Source organism: Nitrospirillum guanabarense (genome assembly GCF_034653355.1).
GTDB lineage: Bacteria > Pseudomonadota > Alphaproteobacteria > Azospirillales > Azospirillaceae > Nitrospirillum.
In genome coordinates, this window is record NZ_JAYEER010000003.1 from 1,962,078 (window position 1) to 1,985,705 (window position 23,628).

Genomic DNA, 23,628 nt, shown 5'->3' on the forward strand with positions numbered 1-23,628 from the left:
CGGACGCGCCGGCCGCCAATGCTGGCCCGGGTCATCCCGCCCCACCCAATTCGACCCCGCCATTGCTTCAACCGCCAAGAATAGGGCGAGCCACCGGATTTCCACAAAAGAAAAGGGCAGCCCCCATGCGTTGGAGCCGCCCCGATCTCACGCGGACGGTGGGAAAAACCGCCGCTTACTTCCCCGATGGCCTCACTTCTCGATCGAAGGGCCCCAGAGCTTGTCCTTGACCTCTTCATAGTGGGCCTTGGCGTCGTACAATGGCACGTTCAGGCCCAGCTTGGCCGCGGTCAGGTCACCCACGGCCGACAGCACCTGGTATGAGGCCACCTGCTCGTCATGCTGGGCACGGACCAGCTGCACCTTGGCGTTCACCAGTTCCTGCTCGGCGTTCAGCACATCCAGGATGGTGCGGGAACCCACCGACTGCTCCTGCCGCACGCCTTCCAGCGCGATCTCGTTGGAGGCGACGGCGCTCTTGTAGGCCTCGATGGCGGCGCGGGCCGTCACCAGGGCCTGCCAGGCCTTCACCGCCGTCTCATCAGCCGAACGCACGGCCTCCATCACCTGGGTGCGGCGCTGCTGTTCCGTCTGCTTGGCGCCGCGCACCTTGGCCGAGGTGCCGCCGCCCTCATACAGCGGAATGGTGACGCGGGCGGAAATGACGGCCGTGTCGTACTGCACGCCGGGAAGCGACTGGTCCCAGTTGCGGTAGTATTGGGCGCTGGCCGACAGCTGCGGCAGCATCTGGCCGAAGGCGCCGTCGACCGCGTCCTGCGACGCCTTGTGGTTGTAGCGCGCGGCGACGACCACGGGCGCCGACACCTCGGCGGCGGCCATGGTCTCATCCTGGTTAACCGGCAGATGCACCACGCGGGTCGGCTGCTTCAGCGTGCCGGGCACCTGGCCCATCAGCTTGGCGTAGGTGGCGCGGCTGGCGGCCAGGGCGCCCTGGGCCGAAATGCGGTCGGCGGTGGCGCCGGCCAGGCGCGACTCGGACTGGCTGACGTCGGTGCGGGTCAGCTCACCCACGCGGAAGCGATCGCGCGACGCTTCCAACTGGCGGGTCAGCACCTGCTCGTTGTTGATGTTCAGGTCCAGGACGGCCTGGTCGCGCACCACGTCCAGATAGGCGGTGGCGGCGGCCAGCAGCACCTGCTGCTCGGTGTCCAGCAGGTTGGCCCGGCCGGCCTCCACCTGGTTCTCAGCCTGGCTGATGCCGGCCTGGATGCTGCCGCCGGCGTAGATCGCCTGGTTGATGGTGACGCCGCTCTGCGCGGGGTTCATGTGCTGGATGGCGTTGCCCTGGCTCAGCCGTTCCTTGCCCAGGTTGCCGTCGGCGGTGACGGTGGGCAGCATGCTGGCACGGGCCTGGGGCACGCCTTCATCCGTGGCGCGCTGGCCGGCGCGGCCAGCCTCCAGCGTGGGATTGTTCTGGTAGGCCTGGCTCAGCGCGTCTTCCAGCGATTGGCCGTGGGCCACGGTCGCCACGGTCAAGGCCAGCGCCGTCAACGGCAGGGCCGCAACCAGCCGGCGCGCCCGCTTCACCCAATGTCCGGTTCCCATGCCCTCTGCCCCACAGCCAGCGGTGTTCAATTGCATCGCCATTTTCCCCAAACACCTTAAATGAATATTACAGGCGGGGCGCGCCATGACGCACGCGACCGTGGCGGAACCGCACCCCGAATCCCCATCGGCGCCAACGCGCCCCTTAAAAAACACTCTGTAACATGATCGGTGGAACCGCAAAGGTCCACTTAAGGCCATGTTCCGGGGGGCCGTCGGGCGGCCTCACAGCCGCGCCCTGTCCCCGACGCGAACCTTCGATCGCCCGCGCGGGCCCCCGGATCAGAACACGAATTCGGCGCGGCGCTCGAAGCCCGGCAGGGGCCGGACGGCGGCGTCGAACAGGATGCGGTGCGACACCACGCCACCCACCTTGCGGTAATAGCGCGCCTCGCCCAGGCCGGCGGCGTTGATGACCACGGCCACCAGGCGGCCGCCCTCGGGCAGCTGGTCCAGCAGGCTGGCCGGCACCTCGGGCACGGAACCGTCGATCAGGATGGCGCCATAGGGGGCCTTGGCGGCGTGGCCGGCGGCCAAGTCACCCTGCACCACGGTGACGCCGGCGACACCGGCCAGAGCCTTGCGCGCGGCCTCGACCAGGGCGGGGTCGCTTTCCAGCGCCACCACCGAGCCGGCCATCTCGGCCATGATGGCAGCGGCGTAGCCGGTGGCCACACCCACGGCCAGCACCTTGTCGGCGCGGGTCAAGGACAGTTCCTGGACCAGGCGGGCCAGGACCATCGGCTCCATCAGGTAGCGGCCAGGGGCCACGGGAACGTCCTCGTCGACATAGGCGACGCCAGCCAGCGCCTCGGGCACGAACCGCTCACGCGGGATGGCCAGGAAAGCCTCAACCACGAAGGGGTCGGTCACCTTGTTGGGTCGAATTTGCCCCTCGATCATGTTGACGCGGGCGGCGGTGTAGTCGGCGGCCATGGGATATACCGATCTGATGGAAACGAGGCGGAGGAAGATGCGCGCCACAGGGCCGTTCGGCCCGCACACGCTTGAAAAACCAGGATCGGTATATATCTCCCCCGCCGCCCGAAGACAATTGATGCCTGCACCGGGCGCCCATCCGCCGCCCCCCGCCAAGCCCTCGGCGCGGCCGTGGCCCCGCGCCGTCACCGAAACGTCAGAAAGCGACGCCAGCATGCTTGACCGCCCCGACGGGCGACGCTATAGAGGCGCCCTGCCCTGACCGCAGGCGCCGCTGGACGGCCCCACCGGTCGGTCTCGTGGATGGCGCGGTGGCAGAATGGTGATGCAACGGACTGCAAATCCGTGAATCCGGGTTCGATTCCCGGCCGTGCCTCCAACTCTCCCCACTTAGTATGTGTTAAGCGGCCCAAAGGTTGCGCAAAACGGCGCATAATCCTGCGCAATTCGGCGCATAGGCCCGCCGCACTCGGACCTCCCGCCCCCGGACCTCCCGCCCCCCGGCCGCCCCTCCCCCGCAAATCCCCACCACCTCCCCAGGTGGCATATCCCCTTGCCACACTACCTCCCTCCCATCACCACCGGGAGCCGGACCTGCCCCATCATGGCCGTCGCCAGCCCTTCCATTACCACCGACCCGGCCGCCCAGCAGGCCGAAGCCGATGCCGTCCGGTTCACCATCGGACAAATCCGCCGGCTTGAGGGACGGGGTGAAGGTTTGGTTGGTTGATCCGGCCATAGGCCAGAGCGTTGGCCCAAAGCGTTGAGGTCGTTCACCAGGGATAGGAATTGAGGAAAAGCCCGCCGGTGTGGCACCAATAGCCGCCGGTCTGGTCCAGGTCCGCGTCCGACATGTCCACCGGCTTGGCCGGCAAGACCAGCGTGTAGCTGGCCGCGGTGTTCTCAACGATCGACACGCGGACACCGGACGGAACGTGGGGCCCCTCGGCCTCCAGCACGGCGGCCGGATCGGCCAGTAGCCGCGCCTTGAACCCATCGTCGGACCAAGCCTTGGCGATGATCTTGCTGGTGGTCTTCAGGTTCTCTTGCCCGTTCATGCCCCTACTCCCCCAATATCGCGGGACGCGGCCGTCTGCTTGCAATACCGGTTATTTCCATACCGTTACTGGTGCGCCTATGTACTCGCTGCCGATCTCATGTGAGAGTATTTACGGAGCTGGATCCTGTCTGTAGAACAAACGCGCGACACTGGCTGTCGCATACCCCTATATGGCAGTGTCCTTATGCAGCCCATGCCCACCACAACCCTGGCACCGTCCCGCGTGGCCATCGCGATCGTCGAGGACGACGCGGGCTTCCTGGACGCGTTGCGCCGGGCGGTCCAGACCGCCGTCGACCTGCGGCTGGCGGGCGTCGCCGCCACCACCCGCGCCGATGGGCTGGCGCTGCGGGACAGGCCGCCGGCCGACGTGCTGCTGGTCGACCTGGGCCTGCCCGACGGCAGCGGCATCGACATCATCCGCGCCGCCGCCCAGCGCCGGCCGGAATGCAGCGTCATGGCCAGTTCCAGCTTCGGCGACGGGACGAACATCACGTGGTCGATCGAGGCCGGTGCGGCCGGCTATCTGATGAACCAATAACACTCCGCACCCGAAACCCCGATGGGACGCCGCGTGATCGCCCGCATGAAATACCGCCCCACTTCCCTTCTCTCCGCCGTGGTGATCCTATTGTCGGTGATGCCGCTGGCCGTCGTCAGCCTGATCGGCGCCATGGGCGGCTGGGACGGTCGGGGACAGATGGCGCGAGCCGTCCTGTTTTCCCTGGCCGCGGAACCAGGGCAGGCGCTGCCCGGCCGTCTCCCCTTGAGCGAATTCCTTCAGCGTGATCTGCCCGCGGCCCTGGATGTCGTTTTCCTGGGATCAGGGTTCTATGCCCTGCGCGTGTGGTTCCAACGGCGGCGATCATTCGGCTATATGCTGTTTTTCAGCTTGGCGGTCATCTCCTTCACCGCGCACCTCCACTTTTACTTGAACCCCGGCCTCGTCACCGACTGGTTCACTTGGCTGACGATCTGCACCTTGTTCTGGCTTATCGGGATCATTCATTTTTTTCTGTTGCGTCCGGCGTTGCGTCCCCCGTTCACGATCCTGACCGGGGCCGCGACCATGGTGGCGGGTGCCGTCACCCTGCTGACAGTGCCGGCAGCGGGGCCGATACCGGTGCTATCCTGGGCACCCTTCCTCATTCCCGCACTCTACGGCATGGCGCTGGCGATGGCGGCCAGTGTCAGCATTGTGGACATGACGCAGGCCGGGCCCGGGTTCAGCGCGACGCGCATGGTGGTCAGCTGTGTCGGCGTCTGTGTCATGCTGGGCGTAGCCGACCAATGGATGCATTCCAGCGGCCTGGGCCTCGATGGCTGGTTCCTGGGGGCTTACATCAACGTCGTCGCCCTGGTGCTTGTCGGCATCCTCTTGTACCGGCGCTATAGCGCCGCCATAGCCAGGATGCAACGGGCCAACGCCGACTTGGCCGAACGCCTGCGGATCCGCGAAGCCGAGTTGGAGGTCAGCCACCAGCGCCTGCGCGAGGTGGAACGGCGCCAGACCATCAGTGACGAGCGCCAGCGTCTGATGCAGGATATGCACGACGGCGTGGGCGCCTCGCTGATCAGCGCCATCCGCTCCGTCGAGCGGGGCGCCGTGAACGACGCCGAGGTCTCGCAAATCCTGAAGGGCTGCCTGGACGACCTGAAGCTGGCCATCGATTCCATGGAGCCGATGGACGCCGACCTGCTGCTGCTGCTGGCCTCGCTGCGCTACCGGCTGGAACCGCGCCTGGAAGGATCGGGCATCGCCCTGGTGTGGGATGTGCAGGACCTGCCGACCCTCGTCTGGCTGGATCCGGGCAGCGCGCTGCATATCCTGCGCATCCTGCAGGAGGGCATCGCGAACGCCCTGCACCATGCCGACCCCCGACGCGTCCGGCTGGGCACCGCGCCCGACGCCCAAGGGAATGTGGCCGGCGTGCGCGTCACGATCGAGGACGATGGGCGGGGCTTCGATGCGGAAAAGGCCCTGGCGACATCCACCGGCCGGGGCCTACGGAACCAGCAGCGCCGGGCCCAGGCCGTGGGCGGCACCATCACCTGGCATTCCGGTCCCATGGGCACGCGCCTTACCTTGTGGCTGCCGCTGCACCGCGCGCCAAGCGCCGCCGCAGCTCAAGGTCGCTGATCAGATACGCTCCGGCTGACATCGGGAGGACGCAGCGCGTTCCCATCAGCGGCGTCAAAACTGGGGCCAAACACCTAGACGCGCCATTGAGTGGGCCTTTTTATCGCCGGGAAGTTTTCTGCGTCGATATTTTGCGCCGAATTGATCAATCGCATTGGGCGCGCGGACTTGTTTGTTTTTTTCAATAGCTTGCGATGGTCGCTGCGCAGACCTTTGGGCCGGGGCGCAATAAGTGACGACGCGGTCTCAGGGTCATGTGCGGTGGCGCATGGCCCATCGTGATTCCGAGGCCCCGTTCCAGGCCCGTCCATGGAACCAGGGGGCCGGGATAACGGTTGCCACGGCCAAGATCATTGGTCGCGCCCCACGCCCTTACTCCCAGTTCTTGAAACAGTGCGTCGCATTGCGGGCGCGTCCCCGCAAAAGATTGTCATATCAACGAGGTGACACGGGCGGTGGCGGCCTGTTTGATGGTGTCGGTCAATATTGCCGCGGTGCAACAGACATGCAAAGCTGATACGGCGATGTCTTGCTTCGAAAGGAATGACAGCGTGATCGACCAGCCTGTCCCGTCCGTGCCCCCAGAGCCCGTCCCCTCCGAGCCCGTCCAGGCAGACGCCGTCCAGGCAGCCCCCGTCAGCCGCGACACGATGCGCGCGGCCATCGTCGCCAAGCTGATGTACGCGGTGGGCAAGAATCCCGAGGTGGCCAGCCAGCGCGACTGGTTCATCGCCACCACCCTGGCCGTGCGCGACCGCATCGTGGACCAGTGGATGGCCTCCACCCGCGCCACCTACGAATCCAAGCGCAAGCGGGTCTATTACCTGTCGCTGGAATTCCTGATCGGCCGCCTGCTGGCCGACGCCCTGATGGAAACCGGCCTGACGGAACCGGTGCGCCAAGCCCTGGACGATCTGGGCGTGGATCTGGATGAGCTGCGCAAGATCGAACCGGACGCGGCCCTGGGCAACGGCGGCCTGGGCCGTCTGGCCGCCTGCTTCATGGAAAGCATGGCGACACTGCAGATCGCGGCCCACGGCTATGGCATCCGCTATGACCACGGCCTGTTCCGCCAGGTCATCAAGGACGGCTGGCAGCGCGAATATCCGGAAAACTGGCTGACCTTCGGCAACCCTTGGGAATTCGAGCGGCCCGAGGTCGACTATTCCGTGGGCTTCGGCGGCACCGTGGAGACGGTGGAGGTCAGCGAGGAGGTCACCCGGCACTACTGGCGGCCGGAGGAGACGGTGGACGCCATCGCCTTCGACACCCCGGTCCCCGGCTGGCGGGCGCGGCACGTCAACACCCTGCGCCTGTGGTCGGCCCGGGCGCCGGACGCCCTGCGGCTGGACGCGTTCAACCAAGGCGACCATGTCGGCGCCCTGGCCGCCCGCGTGCGGCTGGAGGCCATCTCCAAGGTGCTGTATCCCAGCGACGCCACCCCGGCCGGCCTGGAGCTGCGCTTGCGGCAGGAGTACTTCTTCGTCTCCGCCTCGATGCAGGACATCATCCGCCGCCACAAGCAGCACCATGGCGAGCTGGAGCTGCTGCCTGAGAAGGTGGCCATCCAGCTGAACGACACCCACCCGGCCATCGCCATCGCCGAGCTGATGCGCGTGCTGATCGACCTGGAGGATTTCGGCTGGGACGAGGCGTGGGAGATCACCAAGGCCGTCTTCTCCTACACCAACCACACCCTGCTGCCGGAAGCGCTGGAAAGCTGGCCCGTTCCGTTGATGGAACGGTTGCTGCCCCGGCACATGCAGATCATCTACATGATCAACGCCCGCCACCTGGACCTGGTGCGGTCGAAGGGCGAGCATGACGGCGGCGTGCTGTCGGAACTGTCGCTGATCGATGAGAGCCACGGCCGGCGCGTGCGCATGGGCAACCTGGCCTTCATCGGCTCGCACAAGATCAACGGCGTGTCGGCCCTGCATTCCGATCTGGTGCAGCGCACCTTGTTCCATCAGCTGAACCGCTTCTATCCCGGCCGCATCGTCAACAAGACCAACGGCATCACCTTCCGCCGCTGGCTGTTCGAGGCCAACCCCGGCCTGACGGAGCTGCTGGTGGATTGCTGCGGTTCGCGCGTGCTGGACGACCCAGCCGCCCTGATCGACTTCGAGAAGTTCGCCGGCGACGCCGGTGTGGTGGAGCGCTTCCGCGCCATCCGCCGGGCCAAGAAGGCGGAGCTGGCCGGCCTGATCCGCCGCCGGCTGGACGTGTCGGTCAGCCCCGACGCCTTGTTCGACGTGCAGATCAAGCGCATCCACGAGTACAAGCGCCAGCTGCTGAACATCCTGGAGATCGTGGCGCTGTACGACGCCATACGCGCCAACCCCGGCGGCAACTGGGTGCCGCGGGTGAAGATCTTCGCCGGCAAGGCCGCCGCCAGCTATCACCAGGCCAAGCTGATCATCAAGCTGGCCAACGACGTGGCCCGGCTGGTCAACCGCGACCCGGTGGTGCGCCGCCTGCTGAAGGTGGTGTTCCTGCCCAACTACAACGTCAGCCTGGCGGAGGCCATCATCCCCGCCGCCGACCTGTCGGAGCAGATTTCCACCGCCGGCATGGAGGCGTCGGGCACCGGCAACATGAAGTTGGCGCTGAACGGCGCGCTGACCATCGGCACGCTGGACGGCGCCAATGTCGAGATCAAGGAGCATGTCGGCGACGACAACATCTTCATCTTCGGCCTGACGACGGAACAGGTGGAAGAACGCCGGCGCAAGGGCATCGACATGAGCGACGTCATCGCCGCCTCCCCCCTGCTGGAGGAGGTGCTGGACGCCGTCGGCGCGGGTGTCTACTCCCCCGGTGAGCCGGGCCGCTTCGGCGACCTGGTGAACAGCGTGCGCCACCACGACTATTTCATGGTGGCCGCCGACTTCGACGCCTATTACGCCGCCCAGCGCGCCGTCGACGCCCGCTGGCAGGACACGGCGGCGTGGTGGCGCTCGGCCATCATCAACACGGCGCACATGGGCTTCTTCTCGTCCGACCGGGCCATCGCCGAATACGCGACGGACATCTGGGGCCTGCCGGCCCCCCGCATTGGTTGAGGGAGGCCTGATGGCGCGGACCAAAGGCGAGGCATCCTGGACCGCCCGGCAGGAGGACATGGACGCCTTGCTGGGCGCCCGGCACGACGATCCCTTCGGCGTGCTGGGGCCCCACGTGTCGGAGCGGGGTGTCACCATACGCGCCTTCGTGCCCGGGGCGGAAACGGTGGAGGCGGCGACCCCCGACGGCACCCTGGTGCTTCCGCTGACCCGGGTGCACGAGGCCGGGCTGTTCGAAGGCCTGGCCGCCCGGCGCAAGCGCCCCTTCCGCTACCGCCTGCGCTGCGCCAACGCCGGCGGCGCCTGGGAGTTCGACGACCCCTACAGCTTCGGCCCCCTGCTGGGGCCGATGGACGACTATCTGTTCGCCGAGGGCACGCACAGGCGGCTGTATGAGAAGCTGGGCGCGCACCTCAAGAACCACGAAGGTGTCGATGGCGTGCACTTCGCCGTCTGGGCCCCCAACGCCCGCCGGGTGTCGGTGGTGGGCGACTTCAACGGCTGGGACGGCCGGCGCCACCAGATGCGGCGGCGCCTGGACAGCGGGGTGTGGGAAATCTTCGCCCCCGGCCTGGGCATAGGGGCGGTCTACAAGTATGAGATTGTCGGCCCCGACGACACCGTGCTGCCGCTGAAGGCCGACCCCTTCGGCTTCGCCAGCGAGCTGCGCCCCTCCACCGCTTCCGTCGTCGCCCGCACCGACAATTTCAGCTGGGCCGACGACGCCCATATGGCGCACCTGAAGACCATGGACGCGCGCCGGTCACCCATCAGCATCTATGAGGTGCACCTGGGGTCCTGGCGGCGGGGGGACGGCGACCGCTACCTGACCTGGGACGAGCTGGCGGACCAGCTGGTGCCCTACGCCGCCGACATGGGCTTCACCCACCTGGAATTCCTGCCCATTTCGGAATTCCCCTTCGATCCGTCCTGGGGTTACCAGCCCATCGGGCTGTTCGCGCCCACGGCCCGCTTCGGCACGCCCGACGGCTTCGCCCGGCTGGTGGACCGCGCCCATCGGGCGGGGCTGGGGGTGTTGCTGGACTGGGTGCCCGCCCACTTCCCCACCGACGTGCATGGCCTGGCCCGGTTCGACGGCACCGCGCTGTACGAGCATGCCGACCCGCGCCAGGGCTTCCACCCCGACTGGAAGACGGCCATCTACAATTTCGGCCGGCGCGAGGTGGTGAACTACCTGGCGGCCAACGCCCTTTACTGGATCGACCGCTTCCACGTCGACGGCCTGCGCGTCGACGCCGTCGCCTCGATGCTGTACCTCGACTATTCCCGCAAGGACGGCGAGTGGATCCCCAACCGCGAGGGCGGGAACCAGAACCTGGAAGCGGTGACCTTCCTGCAGACGGTGAACACCCTGGTCTATGGCGAACACCCGGGCGCCATGACCGTGGCGGAGGAGTCCACCTCCTGGCCCGGCGTGTCGCAGCCCACCTACACCGGCGGCCTGGGCTTCGGCTTCAAATGGAACATGGGCTGGATGCACGACACCCTGGAGTACGTGTCCAAGGAGCCGGTCCATCGCAAATGGCACCATGACAAGCTGACCTTCGGCCTGCTTTACGCCTTCTCGGAAAATTTCGTCCTGCCGCTCAGCCATGACGAGGTGGTTTACGGCAAACGCTCCATCATCGAGAAGATGCCGGGCGATGACTGGCAGAAGTTCGCCACCGCCCGCGCCTACTACGCCTTCATGTGGGGGCACCCCGGCAAGAAGCTGCTGTTCATGGGCCAGGAGTTCGGCCAGCGTGCCGAATGGAATTTCCAGCAGAGCCTGGACTGGCACCTGCTGGCCTATCCGGCGCATGAGGGCCTGCGCCGCCTGGTGCGCGACCTGAACGCCGGCTACCGCCGGGAACGCGCGCTGTATGAGACCGATTGCGTGCCCGAGGGATTCCGCTGGATTGTCGCCGACGACAAGGACCAGTCGGTGTTCGCCTTCCTGCGCTTGGGCGGCGAGGGCGCGCGGCCCGTGGCCGTGCTGTGCAACTTCACCCCCGTGCCGCGCCCGAACTACCGGGTGGGACTGCCCGGGGCGGGCCGATGGCTTGAGATCCTCAATACCGATGCCGGCGGCTATGGCGGCACCGGCATGGGCAACCTGGGGGCGGTGACGGCCACCGACCAGCCCGCACACGGCCTGCCGGCCTCGGCCGTGGTGACCTTGCCGCCCTTGGCCACCCTATGGCTGGCTCTTGACGAGCATCAAAGCTAAGCGACGGATAAAACTTGATAATTTCAGGCGGCGCGAATAGCCGCCCCAGGGAGGAAGAACGTGACAGGACCCGCGAAGCGTTTCAATAGGGCAACCAGCGATCGTCACGCCGGCCGCGGTCCCCTCGCCCGACACGCCATGGCCTATGTGCTGGCGGGCGGGCGCGGGTCGCGCCTGATGGAATTGACGGACCGGCGGGCCAAGCCGGCGGTCTACTTCGGCGGCAAGTCGCGCATCATCGACTTCGCCCTGTCCAACGCCCTGAACTCCGGCATCCGCCGCATCGGCGTTGCCACGCAGTACAAGGCGCACAGCCTGATCCGGCACCTGCAGCACGGCTGGAACTTCTTCCGCCCGGAACGGAACGAGAGCTTCGACATCCTGCCTGCATCCCAGCGCGTGTCGGAAGAGCATTGGTATGAGGGCACGGCCGATGCCGTCTATCAGAACCTGGACATCATCCAGGACTATGAGCCCCGCTACATGGTCATCCTGGCCGGCGATCACATCTATAAGATGGACTACGAGTTGATGCTGCAGCAGCACGTCAACTCCGGCGCCGACGTCACCGTGGGCTGCCTCGAGGTCAGCAAGGAAGAGGCCAAGGGCTTCGGCGTCATGCATGTGGATGCGGAGGACCGCATCATCTCCTTCGTGGAGAAGCCCAAGGACCCGCCCACCATGCCGGGATCCACGGATCGCTGCCTGGCCTCCATGGGCATCTATGTCTTCAACACCGAATTCCTGTTCGACCAACTGCGCCGCGACGCCGCCACGCCGGGATCCAGCCGCGATTTCGGCAAGGACATCATCCCCTACATCGTCAAGCACGGGAAGGCGGTGGCCCACCACTTCTCCCGCTCCTGCGTGCGCTCCACCTCGGAGGCCCAGCCCTATTGGCGCGACGTCGGCACGGTGGACGCCTATGCCGAGGCCAATCTGGACCTGACCGATCTGGTGCCGGGCCTGGATCTCTACGACCAGGACTGGCCCATCTGGACCTACAGCGAGATCACGCCACCCGCCAAGTTCGTCCATGACGAGGAGGGCCGGCGCGGCCAAGCCATCTCCTCCCTGGTGTCGGGTGGCTGCATCGTCTCCGGCGCGTCGCTGAAGCGGGCGCTGCTGTTCACCGGGGTGCGCATCAATTCCTTCTCCTCGGTGGAAAACGCCGTGCTGCTGCCCTATGTCGATGTCGCCCGGTCGGCCCGGCTGACCAATGTCGTCGTCGACCGCGGCGTCCACATCCCCACCGGCCTGGTGGTGGGCGAGGATCCGGAGGAAGACGCGCGCCGCTTCCGGCGCAGCGCCAGCGGCGTCTGTCTCATCACCCAAGCCATGATCGACCGCCTGGCCTGATTTGCCCGCCTTGATTTGCCTGCCCTGATCGCCTGCCCTGATCGCCTGAAGGACTGATGCCCCATGCCGATTTCCGTGCTCTCGGTCGCCTCGGAGGTGTTTCCCCTGATCAAGACCGGGGGGCTGGCGGATGTGGTGGGGGCCTTGCCCGGGGCCTTGGCGGCCGAGGAGGTGGCCGTCACCACCCTGGTGCCGGGCTACCCCGCCGTGACCGAGGCCCTGCAGGACGGGCGGGAGGTGCATGCCTTCGCCGAGCTGTTCGGCGGGCCGGCGCGCCTGGTGGCCGGCACGGCCCACGGCCTGGACCTGATCGTGGTGGACGCCCCCCACCTCTACGCCCGATCGGGCAACCCCTACATGGGCCCGGACGGGCGCGACTGGCAGGATAATCCCCTACGCTTTGCCGCGCTCGCGCGCGCCGCGGCGGAAATTGGCCTGGGCCGGGGCGGCGTGCCCCAGCCCGACATCGTCCACGCCCACGACTGGCAGGCCGGCCTGACCCCGGCCTACCTGGTCTACGACGGCTGGCAGCGGCCGGCCACGGTCATGACCGTGCACAACCTGGCCTTCCAGGGCCAGTTCGAGGCGACGCTACTGCCCCGCCTCGGCCTACCGGCCCACGCTTTCAATATGGAGGGCGTCGAGTATTACGGCGCCGTGGGCTACCTGAAGGCGGGGCTGCAGCTGGCCGACCGCATCACCACCGTGTCCCCCACCTACGCCCAGGAAATCCGGGGCCCCGACGCCGGCATGGGGCTGGATGGCCTGCTGCGCGCCCGGGCGGGGCAGTTGAGCGGCATCATCAACGGCGTCGACACCGCCATCTGGGACCCGGCCGCCGACCCCTTTCTGCCCGCCCCCTTCTCGCCCAGGCAGATGAAGGGCCGTGCCGCCGCCAAGGCGGCCCTGCAGGAACGGTTCGGCCTCGCCACCAACCCCAACGCCCTGCTGTTCGGCGTGGTCAGCCGCCTGTCCTGGCAGAAGGGCCTGGACCTGCTGCTGGAGGCCATCCCCACCCTGATCGCCGCCGGCGGCCAGCTGGTGCTGCTGGGCGCCGGAGAAGCGGCACTGGAGCGCGGCTACCGCAACGCCGCCGCGGCCCACCCCGGCCGCATCGGCTGCGTCATCGGCTATGACGAGCCGCTGGCCCATCTGATCCAGGCGGGGGCGGAGGCGTTGATCGTGCCCTCGCGGTTCGAGCCCTGCGGCCTGACGCAGCTGTACGCCCTGCGTTATGGCGCCATCCCCGTCGTCTCCAGCGTCGGCGGCCTGGCCGACACCGTCATCGACGCCAACGAGATGGCGCTGGCCAGCGGGGTGGGCACTGGCCTGCGCTTCCAGCCGACCACCACCCTGGCGCTGGAAGGGGCCATCCAGCGCGCGGCATCCCTGCACGCCGACCAGGCGGTGTGGAAGCGTCTGCGCCGCAACGCCATGGCCACCGATGTTTCCTGGGCCAATCCGGCCCGCCGCTACGCCGCCCTATACCGCGACTTGGTGGGGAATCGCGCGCCGTGAGCGTCCGGCGCCCCGCCGACGGCCCCGGCACCCCCGAACCGCTGGGCGTCACGCTGACGGCGCACGGTATCAACGTCGCCGTCCATTCCGCGCACGCCACCGCCATCGAGCTGTGCCTGTTCAACGTGGTCGACGGCACGGTGACGGAAACCGTGCGCATCACGCTGGCGGAACGCACGGGCGACGTCTTCCACGGCTTCGTTCGCGGTATCCATGCGGGACAGCGCTACGGGCTGCGGGCCCATGGCGCCTTTGACCCGCGCGCCGGCCATCGCTTCAACCCGGCCAAGCTGCTGCTGGACCCCTACGCCACGCGGCTGGACGGCCCCTTCCTGCCCCACGCCGCCCAATTCGGGCACCAGCCGGGTGAACCGGACGCCGACTTGACCGCCGATACGGTGGACAGCGCCCCCTTCGTCCCCAAGGCGGTGGTGGAGGGGCCGTTCGATCCCGGCCCGGTGATGCGCCCCCGGGTGCCCTGGGCCCGCACCGTCGTCTATGAATGCCACCTGAAGGGCTACACCGCCCTGCACCCGCAGGTGCCGGAGGAGCTGCGCGGCACCTTCGCCGGGCTGGGCCACCCGGCGGCGGTGGATTACCTGAAGCGGCTGGGCGTCACCACCCTGGAAATCCTGCCGGCCATGGCCTGGGCGGATGAGCGCCATCTGGCGCCCCTGGGCCTGCGCAACGCCTGGGGCTACAACCCCATCGCCTTCTGCGCCCCCGACCCCCGGCTGGCGCCCGGCGGCTGGGCGGAGGTGCGCGCCGCCGTGGCGGCATTGCACGCCGCCGGCATCGAGGTCCTCCTGGACGTGGTGCTGAACCACTCCGCCGAATCCGATGAGCTGGGCCCCACCCTCAGCCTGCGCGGCCTGGACAACGCCAGCTACTACCGCCTGCGCCCGGATGACCGACGCTATTATGTGAACGACACCGGCTGCGGCAACACCCTGCCCGCCGACCGACCGGCCATGATGCGTCTGGCGCTGGACGCGCTGCGCCTCTGGGCCACCCGCGCCGGCCTGGACGGCTTCCGCTTCGACCTGGCGGCCACGCTTGGTCGGACCGGACAACGGCTTCGACCCCGCCAGCGCCTTCCTGTCCGCCCTGTCCCAGGACCCCAGCTTACGCGATCTGAAACTGATCGCGGAGCCGTGGGACATCGGCCCCGGCGGCTATCGCCCCGGCGGCTTCCCCGCCGGCTGGGGGGAGTGGAACGACCGCTTCCGCGACGACGTGCGCCATTTCTGGCGCGGCGACGGCCACAAGCTGGGCGCGCTGGCCACGCGGCTGGCGGGCTCCGCCGACCTGTTCGGGGCCAAGCGCCGCCCGTCGCGCAGCGTCAACTTCATCGTCGCCCATGACGGCTTCAGCTTGGCCGATTTGGTGAGCTACCAGGACAAGCACAATGAGGCCAATGGGGAGCACAACCGCGACGGCACCAACGACAACGCCAGCTGGAACCATGGGGTGGAGGGGTCCAGCGACGATCCGGCCGTGATGGCCGCCCGCCGTCGCGACATGCGGGCCCTGATCGCCACGCTGATGGTGGCGCGGGGCACACCCATGCTGGGCATGGGGGCGGAGGCGGGACGCACGCAGGACGGCAACAACAACGCCTACGCCCAGGACAACCGCCTGAACTGGCTGGACCACGGCGCCATCGACGCCGGCCTGTACGATTTCACCCGGCGCGCCATCGCCCTGCGCCAGGCCCATCCGGCCCTGCGCGCTGACCATTTCCTGACCGGTGAGCCGGACGCAGCCGGCGTGCCCGATGTGGAATGGCTGCGCGCCGATGGGCAAGCCCTGGCCGGCGGTGATTGGGATGGCGAAGGCCCCCTGGTCGCGGTGTTCGCCGCACCGGCCGAGACGGGCGACATCGACCGCGTGGCCGTCATCGTCAACCGCGCCTGGGAGGCACGGACCGTCACCCCGCCCTGGAACCGTGCCGGCTATGGCTGGCGCCAGGTGCTGGACAGCGGTGCGGAGGAAGGGCGCGACGGGGACGACACCCCCGTCGCCGGTCCTTTCCCGGCGGGACCGCGCAGCGTGATGGTCCTGGCGGAGCAGCCGGCCGATGAAGACCGCCGCCGGGCATCGCCTACGGCCGATTTGCTGGACCGCTACGCCCGCGCCGCCGGCATCGCGCCGGACTGGTGGGACGAGATGGGCGGCCACCATCCGGTGCCCGACCAGACCAAGCGGGCGCTGCTGGGCGCCATGGGCCTGGACGCGGAAACGCTGGGCGCCGTCCGCGACGGGCTGGAGCGGCTGTCGGAAGAGGGACCGTTCCGCCCCCTGCCCCGCACCGTGGTGGGAACGGCGGCGCGGCCGCTCCGCCTGGTGGTGCCCCTGGCCGACACCCCGGCGCTGGACCTGGCGCTGCACTTGGAAGACGGGACGGTTCGCCCCCTCAAGGTCGCGCTGGATGGCCGGCGCCTTCCTTTCAGCGCCCCCGATGGGCGGCGCGGCATCGCCGTGGAGGTCACGCTGGACGCCCTGCCGGCGGGCGTGCACCGGCTGTGCCTGGCCAACCGGCCGGAACTGGCCGCCACCCTGGTGGTCGCCCCGCCCAGCGCCCACCAGCCGCCGGCCTTGGACGGGACACGGCGCTTCGGCATCGGCGCCCATCTCTACGCCCTACGGCGCGCCGGCGACCAGGGGGCGGGCGACTTCACCACCCTGGCACGGCTGGGTGCGGGTGCCGGCGCGCTGGGCGCCGTCACCGTCGGCATCAACCCCCTGCACGCCCTGTTCAATGGCGACCGAGACCGCGCCAGCCCCTATCAGCCGTCGGACCGCCGTTTCCTTGACCCTCTGTACATCGACGTCGCCGCCTTGGGTGACGCCGATCCGGCGCGGGCCGCCGCCGCCCTGCTGGCGGCCGAGGGCGCCACGGTGGAAGCGCTGGCGGCCCGGCGCGCCATCGACTACCCGGGGGTGTGGGCCCTGAAACGCCGGGCCCTGGCCGCCGCCCATGCCAGCTTCCGCGACCTGGCGCGGCGGCAGCCGGGCCACGCGGCAGTGAATGAACTGGCAGTCTTCGTCCGTGCGGGCGGCGCAAGCTTGCAGCGCTTCGCCCGGTTCGAGGCCCTGGCCAACGTTCACGCCGGCCCATGGACGCATTGGCCGGACGCGGCGCGTGTGGCGGACACCCCCGTCGCCCTGGAAGACATGGATTTCCCCCTCTGGCTGCAATGGGTGGCCGACCGCCAACTGGCCGCCGCCGACCAGGCCGCGCGCCAGGGCGGGCTGGAACTGGGCTTCTACCGCGACCTGGCGGTGGGGGCGGCCTTCGACGGGGCCGAGACCTGGGGCAACAGGGCGGAGTTCGCGCTGGACGCCTCCATCGGCGCGCCGCCGGACCTGTTCTCGGCCGAGGGGCAGGTGTGGAACCTGCCGCCGCCCAATCCCCTGCTGCAGGAGGCCAACGCGGGCGCCGCCTTCGCCGAGCTGCTGGCCGCCAACATGCGCCACGCCGGCCTGATCCGCATCGACCATGTCATGGGCCTGAAACGCCTGTTCTGGGTGCCCAAGGGCGCCGCCGGCCGCGACGGCGCCTATGTGGCCGCCCCGTTCGATCTGCTGCTGGCCCGGACGCTGCTGGAAAGCCGGCAGGCCGGGGTGGCCGTGGTGGGGGAGGATCTGGGCACCGTGCCCGAAGGCTTCCGCGAACGGCTGGGCGAGGCCGGCATCCTGTCCTACCGCGTGCTGTGGTTCGAGCGCGAGGGAGAGCGTTTCCGCGATCCGGCGCGCTGGCCGGCCAACGCCGCCGCCTGCGTTTCCACCCACGACCTACCTACCCTGGCCGGCTGGTGGATGGCGGCCGACATCGCCGAGAAGCGCGCCCTGGGCCTGCTGGACGACGTGGGCGAGGCCCAGGCCCGGGCCGCCCGGCGGGAGGAGAAACGCGGGCTGCTGGACCAGCTGGTCGGCGCGGGCCTGCTGGCCGACGGCGGGGACCTGGACGGGGGCCTGGACGACACCCTGGCCGCCGCCATCCATGCCTTCGTCGCGGCGGCGCCCTCAACCCTGATGCTGGCACAGGTTGACGACCTGGCCGGCGAGGTGGACGCCGTGAACCTGCCCGGCACCGACCGGGAGCGGCCCAACTGGCGCCGCCGCCTGGGCCTGGATGTGGACGCGCTGCTGTCCACCGGCCGCAGCCACGCCATCATGGCGGCGGCGGCGCAGGGACGGCGTTAGGGCCGCCTATTCGGCGAACCCGGCCGCCACCTGGGGCGCCAGGTCGGGCGGCAGCGCGCCTTCCAGGTGCATGAGGCGGACCCGCAGCAGGGCGGCGATGGTCATCGCGTCCAGAATCTCGCCCGACAGCGCCATGTCCAGCGCCGCGCGCAGGGGCAGGCGACGGATGGTCAGTTGCTCCGTTTCATCCGGCGCCACCGGCACCTCGGTCAAATCCCAGGCCAGGTAGAGGTGGGCATGCTCGTTGCCCACGCTGTTGGACATGTCCATGCGTTGGATTTCCAGCCAGCGGCCGGCACGCAGGCCCGCCTCCTCCCGCAGTTCCTCGGCGGCGCCCGCCAGGGGGCCGACGGCTTTGGGGCCCGCCAGGGGAATGCCACCCTCCACCATTTCCCAGCTGTAGCGGCCGGCGCCAAAACGCCACTGCCCCACCAGCCAGGTGTCGCCGTTTGCGGCCACCGGCAGGACGCCCACCGCCACGGTGGTGAATTCCACGGTGCCGAAGATGCCGGGACTGCCGTTGGGGCGCAGCACCTCGTGATGGAACACCCGCAGCCAGGGAGTTTCATAGCGCAGATCGCGCGAGAGCACGGTCCACGGGTTCTTCTGGGACGATGGCGGCGTGCGGGCGGGGTCGGACATGGGGCTTTTGGATTCCTGACGGGGCATGAGCCCTAGGGATACGGGAAACGGCGCCGGGGTTCACCCCCTATCCGGCGATGCGCCATCATCCATTGCTTCGGCCGCCACCCGCAAAGGACTGTTTTCCAAGCTTTTCCCGAAGGGGGCACCCCGCTTCCACCCCTCTCCATCCGGGGTCCGTCATATTTTTTTCGATTTTGCCAAACAAAGGGGTTCCCATCCCAAAAACGCTTTGCTATATCACCGCCCACCGCAGCGCCGCTGACTGATCGGTCAGACGAAAACGAAGCAGGCGCGCTGATCCCAGGTAGCTCAGCCGGTAGAGCAGGTGGCTGTTAACCACCGGGTCGGGGGTTCGAGTCCCTCCCTGGGAGCCAATAGAGCCCCCGGAACCACAAGGTTCCGGGGGTTTTTCTTTGCCTAATGGCCACCATCTCCTTAATTACATGATATTTCTGGTACGTCGTCGTATCGGATCGTAGGCGGGCGCAGGTGGTCCAACGAGGGGCGCTGTACGAAATGGTTGGTATCCTTGGTTGTCACTGGATAGGTGATGGCCATGGCCCTTAACGACTTGAAATGTCGCATGGTTCGGCCTACCGACAAGCTTCATAAGCTTTCGGACAGCGGCGGACTGTGAATCATAGAGATAAATGATCCTGCTGATTTCAATACAATCAGACGGTTGCTGTGCTAATCCGCGTCCAAATCGCACGCCCATTGACACCGGTTAAGCTCGCGCTCTTTTTTACTTTCTTCAACTGTCTTAGTACGTTGCCTCGCCTTTCCCAAAAGGTCCACTTCGATGCCGGTTCCCACCTGGCGGAGAGATCGACTGGGGCTTCCTGGAACAACGCCTGGTCGGGGTCTATCGCGACGACCTGGCCCTCCCGCTTGAGCTGGCGTCAGACCTTGCGTACGCCATGGACGGCCAGCCTACGCGCATAAGCGTGCCCAACCCCCTAGATCCGAAGGGATTGGGCACCCATTCAGTGGGTCGGAAAGTCTTTGGCCTCTTCCAGTACCGGCAGCGTGACGGCACCGCTGGCGGCCCATTCGGTTCCCCGGAGCATCAAAGTCTGCAAACCTGCGAAATGCAGTGAAACCTCGTCATGCCCCAGCGTGATCGAGAAGACGCGCCCCTTGCCATAGTCCGCCGTCCAGACCTGTGGATGGTCGGCGTCCATGCCCTTCATCACCTTGAGCTTATCAGGAGTATAGGCCGCGACTGGATATTTCGGCCCGGCCAGTTCGGGGGCGTAGCTGGCAGAGGAATTGTGGGCCGTGGCCAACACGTGAATCTTCGCCTCGGGATCCATCTGCATGTTGGTGTACATGTCGTCGTTGTACGTCCAGATATATTCCCGCATCCCCTGGGTGATGGGATTGGTGCGATCGACGATGTGGACCGGGAAGGCACCAGGCGGTGACCGGCGGCTGTCATGCGGAGTCATGACCGCGCCGATCAGCTTCCGATACTCTGGAATGTCTCGGCCCCAGGTGAAGGACGAGTGATAGGCGACCAGGCCGCCGCCCTGACGCACATAGTCATAAAGGGCTTTGAACGCCTGGTCGGACCAGAGATGCTGTGAGGCGTCTGCGTAATTCCACCGGCTTGAATAGTTCAGCAGCACGACATCATAGGCCTTGAGCATTTCCAGCGTGCCCTGGTCGAAGTCCTCCGTCACTCGGACGTCGAAGCGGCCGGTGTCCTGCATCAGGGTGCGCAGCATGTTGTTCACACCGGTCCAGTCATGCTCATAGCTGTTTTGGCCGCTGATAATCAGCACCTTGAGGCGCTTCTCCGCCGGGTCTACCGGGATGGCCACGCGCTGCACGGTTTCAGGGGGCCGATAGTTGACCGTCACGATGACTTGCGCGCTGGCGGTCGTCGCCACCAGCGTCAGCGCCGCGATCTTCAGAGCCTTGCCTGCATTCATGATTTTTCCTCCCGGAAATGTTGATTGCCTCACCGTCATCAGGCCACCTGCGGCGGTTCCAGGTTGTCTGCCCGCCATGGGTTTGTCTATATAGAATTAATGTTCTCATTATAATATAATAGTGCCGCCAGAGCCCCCCGCTTTTAAACAGGCGAACCACGCCTAACCGGCTGAACGAACGCATTTCCGCGTGACCGAAGGGACTGAGAGGCCTTAAATCGCCTTCCCGTTAAGGGAGGTATGTGGAAGCCCTTGACAGAAGGCGCGGCGTTTTAGAAATTAGAATTCTAATTTCATGGTTCAGAAAGCGCATTGTCGTCGAACCATTACGCCAAAAAAAACCGGGGAGGGATTGCCTATGTCGAAAATGTTCCTGAGAGGCATTTTGCTGATCGGCGCGTGTGGCTGCGCCCTGAACACGGCCGCCCGCGCACAGAGCGTGCCGACGGCCGACAGCGATATTCTTCAAGAAGTGATCGTTACCGCGCAGCATCGTGCGGAGAACGTGCAGGATGTTCCGATTGCCATGTCCGTGGTTTCGGGTGAGGCGCTGGCACAGAAGGGCGTGACCGATTTCACGTCGATGCAGAAGCTGGCGCCATCGCTCAACATCACCAACGACACCAACAATACCCGCGTCAGCGTGCGCGGCATCGGCACGCTCAGCAATAACGAAGCCCAGGACCAGTCCATCGCCGTCAATATCGATGGCGAGTACATCAACCGCCCGACCATTCTGAACGCCGCGATCTTCGACGTCGACCGCGTGGAGGTGTTGCGCGGCCCCCAGGGCACGCTCTATGGGCGGAACACCACGGGCGGTGCGGTGAACTTCATTACGCGCAAGCCCGGCGATAATTGGGGCGGGAACGCGGCGGTGACCTACGGCAACTACGACCAGGTCATTGTCGAGGGCGGCATCGACATCCCGCTGGGTATCGTGGGTGGTCTGCGCATCTCTGGCGTCCACCGCTCGCACGACGGCTATGACGAGCATACCAATACGCCATTCAGCCCGACCTCGGCCTATATCCCCAGCAACGCCAACCGCAGCGACACCGACGACACCAACGCTGGCCGTGTCACCTTGGTCCTGAAGCCGGTGGAGGGCTTGACCGTCCAGGCGGCGGTGGAGCGCATCGTGCAGGACGTCATCCCGGCCTCCCAGGCTTGGGCCGACATGACCAGCGCGCAGAACAACCCCGGCACCAGCACCACCACCTGTGGCAACGGCTGGGTATCGGCGGGCACCGCGGGCGGCAGCGTGGCCTGCATACCGCAGAACACCCATGCCCTGTCCGGCATCAATCGCCATACCTATGATTCACCGCTGATGGGCGTGGGCTGGCTGCAACAGCATTCCACCGCGGCGCGCGGGCAGATCGCCTATGATTTCGGGCCGGCCACGGTGACCTACACCGGCGGCTACCGCACCACGTCAGACACCAACGCCCTGACCTTGGCGCCTGCCTTCCTCTTCACGCACTACAACGAGACGGTGGAAACCCAGAGCCACGAGTTGCGTTTCAATGGCATGTGGGACGGTGTGCTGTGGCAGGGCGGCGCCTTCTATTTCCGTGAGTTGCAAGCCACGAATGGCGGTCTCTACACGCCCTTCGTCGGCGACAAGGGCTCCTACGTGAACTACTTCCAGCACCCGACCGACAGCCGCAGTTGGTCCGGCTTCGGGCAAGTCGAGGTGCCGCTTTTCGATGCGCTGACCGCCGTGGTCGGCGGCCGCTACACGTCGGATGTGCGTACAGCCACCTTCGCGAATTTCAATCCGTTCTACTATGTCTTCTCCGGCGGCACCGGCGCCTACAACACCGGCCCAACGGACCTGTCCGGCATCGCCAGCTCGATCGGCGCCAGCCGGCTGCCGCTGCATTACGAAGGCAGCAAGTTCACCTGGCTGGCCGGCCTGAACTACAAGCTGGACGCCGACACACTGATCTACGGCAAGGTTTCGACCGGCTTCAAGGCCGGCGGCTTCGACGGGACGGGAAATTCGTTCCGGCCGGAGACCAACACGGCGTACGAGGGCGGCGTGAAGCTGACGCGCGGCGACAACAGCCAGTACACGCTGGACGTCGCCGGCTTCTATTACGACTACAAAGACCTGCAGAACGACGTGCTGCTCAATCCCGCCGCCGGCGCACAGACCTTCAATGCCGGCAAGGCGACCATCTATGGCATCGAAGTGGAGGGCAAGGCGCGGCCGACCCGCGACGACACCATCTCCGCCTCGGTGAACTGGCTGCACGCAACATACGATAAATTTCTCGGCAGTGTCAGTTATTATAATGAATCAGGCACCGAGGCGCCGACCATCGACTTGTCCGGCAATCGCCTTCCCCAGGCGCCCGAATGGGTGCTGACATTGGGCTACGACCACGTCTTCCATCTCGGCACTGCCGGCAGCCTTACGGCGTCGGCCTATACGCGATATAAGGGCGACTACTATCTCGACTTCTACAATTACAACGACTCCCATCAAGTCGGGCATACCGAGACCGACCTAAGCGTGACTTACAAACCTGAGAGCAAGGCCTACAGCGTTCAGCTGTATGTGCACAATCTGGAGGACTACCGGTCCCTCGCCTACGCCGGTAACACCGTGGTCCCTGGCCAAGCGAATATCTGGAACTGGCAGTTCGGCCCGCCGCGTACCTTCGGTGTCCGCGCATCGGCCGACTGGTAAGTAATCCCTGCCGTTGCTCCCGGTCCTCTTCTCACCCGGCGCCGCCTCCCTGCGGCGCCGGGCTTTCTTTTTGGCTCATCGCGGAACACCGGGGAATCGGAAGAGCGAGGCAATATACTGAAACAGCTGAAGAAAGTAGCAAAGGAGTTGGGCTCCGACCGGTGCCGGCCGGGACCCGGCCTCTATACAATTTCTGCTAATTTGTCAGGCTGTTGAGTGCAAGCAAGCTCCGGGGCCCCTTTCGGCGCCGGTTCACAGT

14 protein-coding genes, 2 tRNA genes and 1 pseudogene are annotated in these 23,628 nt (G+C 67.0%); 12 read left to right on the top strand and 5 right to left on the bottom strand.

The features are described 5' to 3' along the window. Positions 1–192: 192 nt before the first annotated feature. Positions 193–1,566 carry a TolC family outer membrane protein gene (locus UAA55_RS17960; RefSeq protein ID WP_322954421.1) on the bottom strand — a complete coding sequence of 458 codons (1,374 nt, stop codon included), beginning with the start codon at positions 1,564–1,566 and terminating at the stop codon, positions 193–195. Between the two features lie 282 nt (positions 1,567–1,848). Further along, complete coding sequence (locus tag UAA55_RS17965) at positions 1,849–2,502, bottom strand: protein-L-isoaspartate O-methyltransferase family protein (RefSeq protein WP_145622230.1); 654 nt, start codon at positions 2,500–2,502, stop codon at positions 1,849–1,851. A 308-nt stretch (positions 2,503–2,810) separates the two neighbouring features. Here UAA55_RS17965 and UAA55_RS17970 point away from each other — a divergent pair. Both UAA55_RS17970 and UAA55_RS17975 read left to right on the top strand, forming a co-directional pair. Next, positions 2,811–2,884 (top strand) — tRNA-Cys (locus UAA55_RS17970). A gap of 225 nt (positions 2,885–3,109) precedes the next feature. Next, a complete protein-coding gene (locus tag UAA55_RS17975; protein ID WP_322954422.1) occupies positions 3,110–3,235 on the top strand; it encodes a hypothetical protein in 126 nt (41 codons plus the stop codon). A gap of 43 nt (positions 3,236–3,278) precedes the next feature. On the opposite strand, the gene UAA55_RS17980 is transcribed toward UAA55_RS17975, so the two are convergent. Continuing rightward, positions 3,279–3,563 carry an NHLP leader peptide family RiPP precursor gene (locus UAA55_RS17980; RefSeq protein WP_322954423.1) on the bottom strand — a complete coding sequence of 95 codons (285 nt, stop codon included), beginning with the start codon at positions 3,561–3,563 and terminating at the stop codon, positions 3,279–3,281. Between the two features lie 195 nt (positions 3,564–3,758). Here UAA55_RS17980 and UAA55_RS17985 point away from each other — a divergent pair, with 195 nt between their 5' ends. The 8 genes and pseudogenes from UAA55_RS17985 to malQ all read left to right on the top strand — a co-directional run bounded on the left by UAA55_RS17985 (position 3,759) and on the right by malQ (position 18,086). Continuing rightward, positions 3,759–4,106 (top strand): response regulator, encoded by a 348-nt coding sequence (locus UAA55_RS17985; RefSeq protein ID WP_322954424.1) that lies wholly within the window; start codon positions 3,759–3,761, stop codon positions 4,104–4,106. A gap of 21 nt (positions 4,107–4,127) precedes the next feature. Beyond that, positions 4,128–5,705 carry a sensor histidine kinase gene (locus UAA55_RS17990; protein ID WP_322954425.1) on the top strand — a complete coding sequence of 526 codons (1,578 nt, stop codon included), beginning with the start codon at positions 4,128–4,130 and terminating at the stop codon, positions 5,703–5,705. 551 nt (positions 5,706–6,256) lie between these two features. Beyond that, positions 6,257–8,770, top strand: a complete 2,514-nt coding sequence (locus tag UAA55_RS17995) for a glycogen/starch/alpha-glucan phosphorylase (RefSeq protein WP_416235202.1) — start codon at positions 6,257–6,259, stop codon at positions 8,768–8,770. Positions 8,771–8,780: 10 nt separating this feature from the next. Beyond that, positions 8,781–11,000 carry a 1,4-alpha-glucan branching protein GlgB gene (gene glgB, locus UAA55_RS18000; RefSeq protein WP_322954426.1) on the top strand — a complete coding sequence of 740 codons (2,220 nt, stop codon included), beginning with the start codon at positions 8,781–8,783 and terminating at the stop codon, positions 10,998–11,000. A gap of 129 nt (positions 11,001–11,129) precedes the next feature. After that, positions 11,130–12,359 (top strand): annotated as a pseudogene (gene glgC / locus UAA55_RS18005) (glucose-1-phosphate adenylyltransferase); the annotation flags it as partial. Between the two features lie 63 nt (positions 12,360–12,422). Continuing rightward, on the top strand, positions 12,423–13,877 hold the full coding sequence (gene glgA, locus UAA55_RS18010) for a glycogen synthase GlgA (RefSeq protein WP_416235203.1): 1,455 nt from the start codon (positions 12,423–12,425) through the stop codon (positions 13,875–13,877). Next, positions 13,874–15,241 (top strand): alpha-amylase family glycosyl hydrolase, encoded by a 1,368-nt coding sequence (locus UAA55_RS18015; protein WP_322954429.1) that lies wholly within the window; start codon positions 13,874–13,876, stop codon positions 15,239–15,241. The genes glgA and UAA55_RS18015 overlap by 4 nt, the downstream gene beginning before the upstream one ends. Before the next feature lie 859 nt (positions 15,242–16,100). Beyond that, on the top strand, positions 16,101–18,086 hold the full coding sequence (malQ, locus tag UAA55_RS18020) for a 4-alpha-glucanotransferase (protein ID WP_322954490.1): 1,986 nt from the start codon (positions 16,101–16,103) through the stop codon (positions 18,084–18,086). A 6-nt stretch (positions 18,087–18,092) separates the two neighbouring features. Here the strand turns inward: malQ and UAA55_RS18025 are convergent, their stop codons facing one another. Next, positions 18,093–18,728, bottom strand: a complete 636-nt coding sequence (locus UAA55_RS18025) for an NUDIX hydrolase (protein ID WP_322954430.1) — start codon at positions 18,726–18,728, stop codon at positions 18,093–18,095. A gap of 301 nt (positions 18,729–19,029) precedes the next feature. On the opposite strand from UAA55_RS18025, the gene UAA55_RS18030 reads away from it, so the two are divergent. Next, positions 19,030–19,105: transfer RNA gene (locus UAA55_RS18030), tRNA-Asn, on the top strand. Between the two features lie 612 nt (positions 19,106–19,717). Here UAA55_RS18030 and UAA55_RS18035 read toward each other — a convergent pair. After that, entirely contained in the window at positions 19,718–20,668 is a 951-nt protein-coding gene (locus UAA55_RS18035; RefSeq protein ID WP_322954431.1) for a ThuA domain-containing protein, read from the bottom strand. Between the two features lie 367 nt (positions 20,669–21,035). Here UAA55_RS18035 and UAA55_RS18040 point away from each other — a divergent pair, with 367 nt between their 5' ends. Continuing rightward, positions 21,036–23,369, top strand: coding sequence for a TonB-dependent receptor (locus tag UAA55_RS18040; RefSeq protein ID WP_322954491.1), 2,334 nt, complete (start codon positions 21,036–21,038; stop codon positions 23,367–23,369). Positions 23,370–23,628: the final 259 nt, after the last annotated feature.

Excerpts from the sequence above, each read along its gene's own strand:
- UAA55_RS17960 (WP_322954421.1), bottom strand. The coding sequence starts at position 1,566 with ATGGGAACCGGACATTGGGTGAAGCGGGCGCGCCGGCTGGTTGCGGCC.
- UAA55_RS17965 (WP_145622230.1), bottom strand. The coding sequence starts at position 2,502 with ATGGCCGCCGACTACACCGCCGCCCGCGTCAACATGATCGAGGGGCAA.
- UAA55_RS17975 (WP_322954422.1), top strand. The coding sequence starts at position 3,110 with ATGGCCGTCGCCAGCCCTTCCATTACCACCGACCCGGCCGCCCAGCAG.
- UAA55_RS17980 (WP_322954423.1), bottom strand. The coding sequence starts at position 3,563 with ATGAACGGGCAAGAGAACCTGAAGACCACCAGCAAGATCATCGCCAAG.
- UAA55_RS17985 (WP_322954424.1), top strand. The coding sequence starts at position 3,759 with ATGCCCACCACAACCCTGGCACCGTCCCGCGTGGCCATCGCGATCGTC.
- UAA55_RS17990 (WP_322954425.1), top strand. The coding sequence starts at position 4,128 with ATGGGACGCCGCGTGATCGCCCGCATGAAATACCGCCCCACTTCCCTT.
- glgB (WP_322954426.1), top strand. The coding sequence starts at position 8,781 with ATGGCGCGGACCAAAGGCGAGGCATCCTGGACCGCCCGGCAGGAGGAC.
- glgA (WP_416235203.1), top strand. The coding sequence starts at position 12,423 with ATGCCGATTTCCGTGCTCTCGGTCGCCTCGGAGGTGTTTCCCCTGATC.
- malQ (WP_322954490.1), top strand. The coding sequence starts at position 16,101 with ATGGGCCTGGACGCGGAAACGCTGGGCGCCGTCCGCGACGGGCTGGAG.
- UAA55_RS18025 (WP_322954430.1), bottom strand. The coding sequence starts at position 18,728 with ATGTCCGACCCCGCCCGCACGCCGCCATCGTCCCAGAAGAACCCGTGG.
- UAA55_RS18035 (WP_322954431.1), bottom strand. The coding sequence starts at position 20,668 with ATGAATGCAGGCAAGGCTCTGAAGATCGCGGCGCTGACGCTGGTGGCG.
- UAA55_RS18040 (WP_322954491.1), top strand. The coding sequence starts at position 21,036 with ATGTTCCTGAGAGGCATTTTGCTGATCGGCGCGTGTGGCTGCGCCCTG.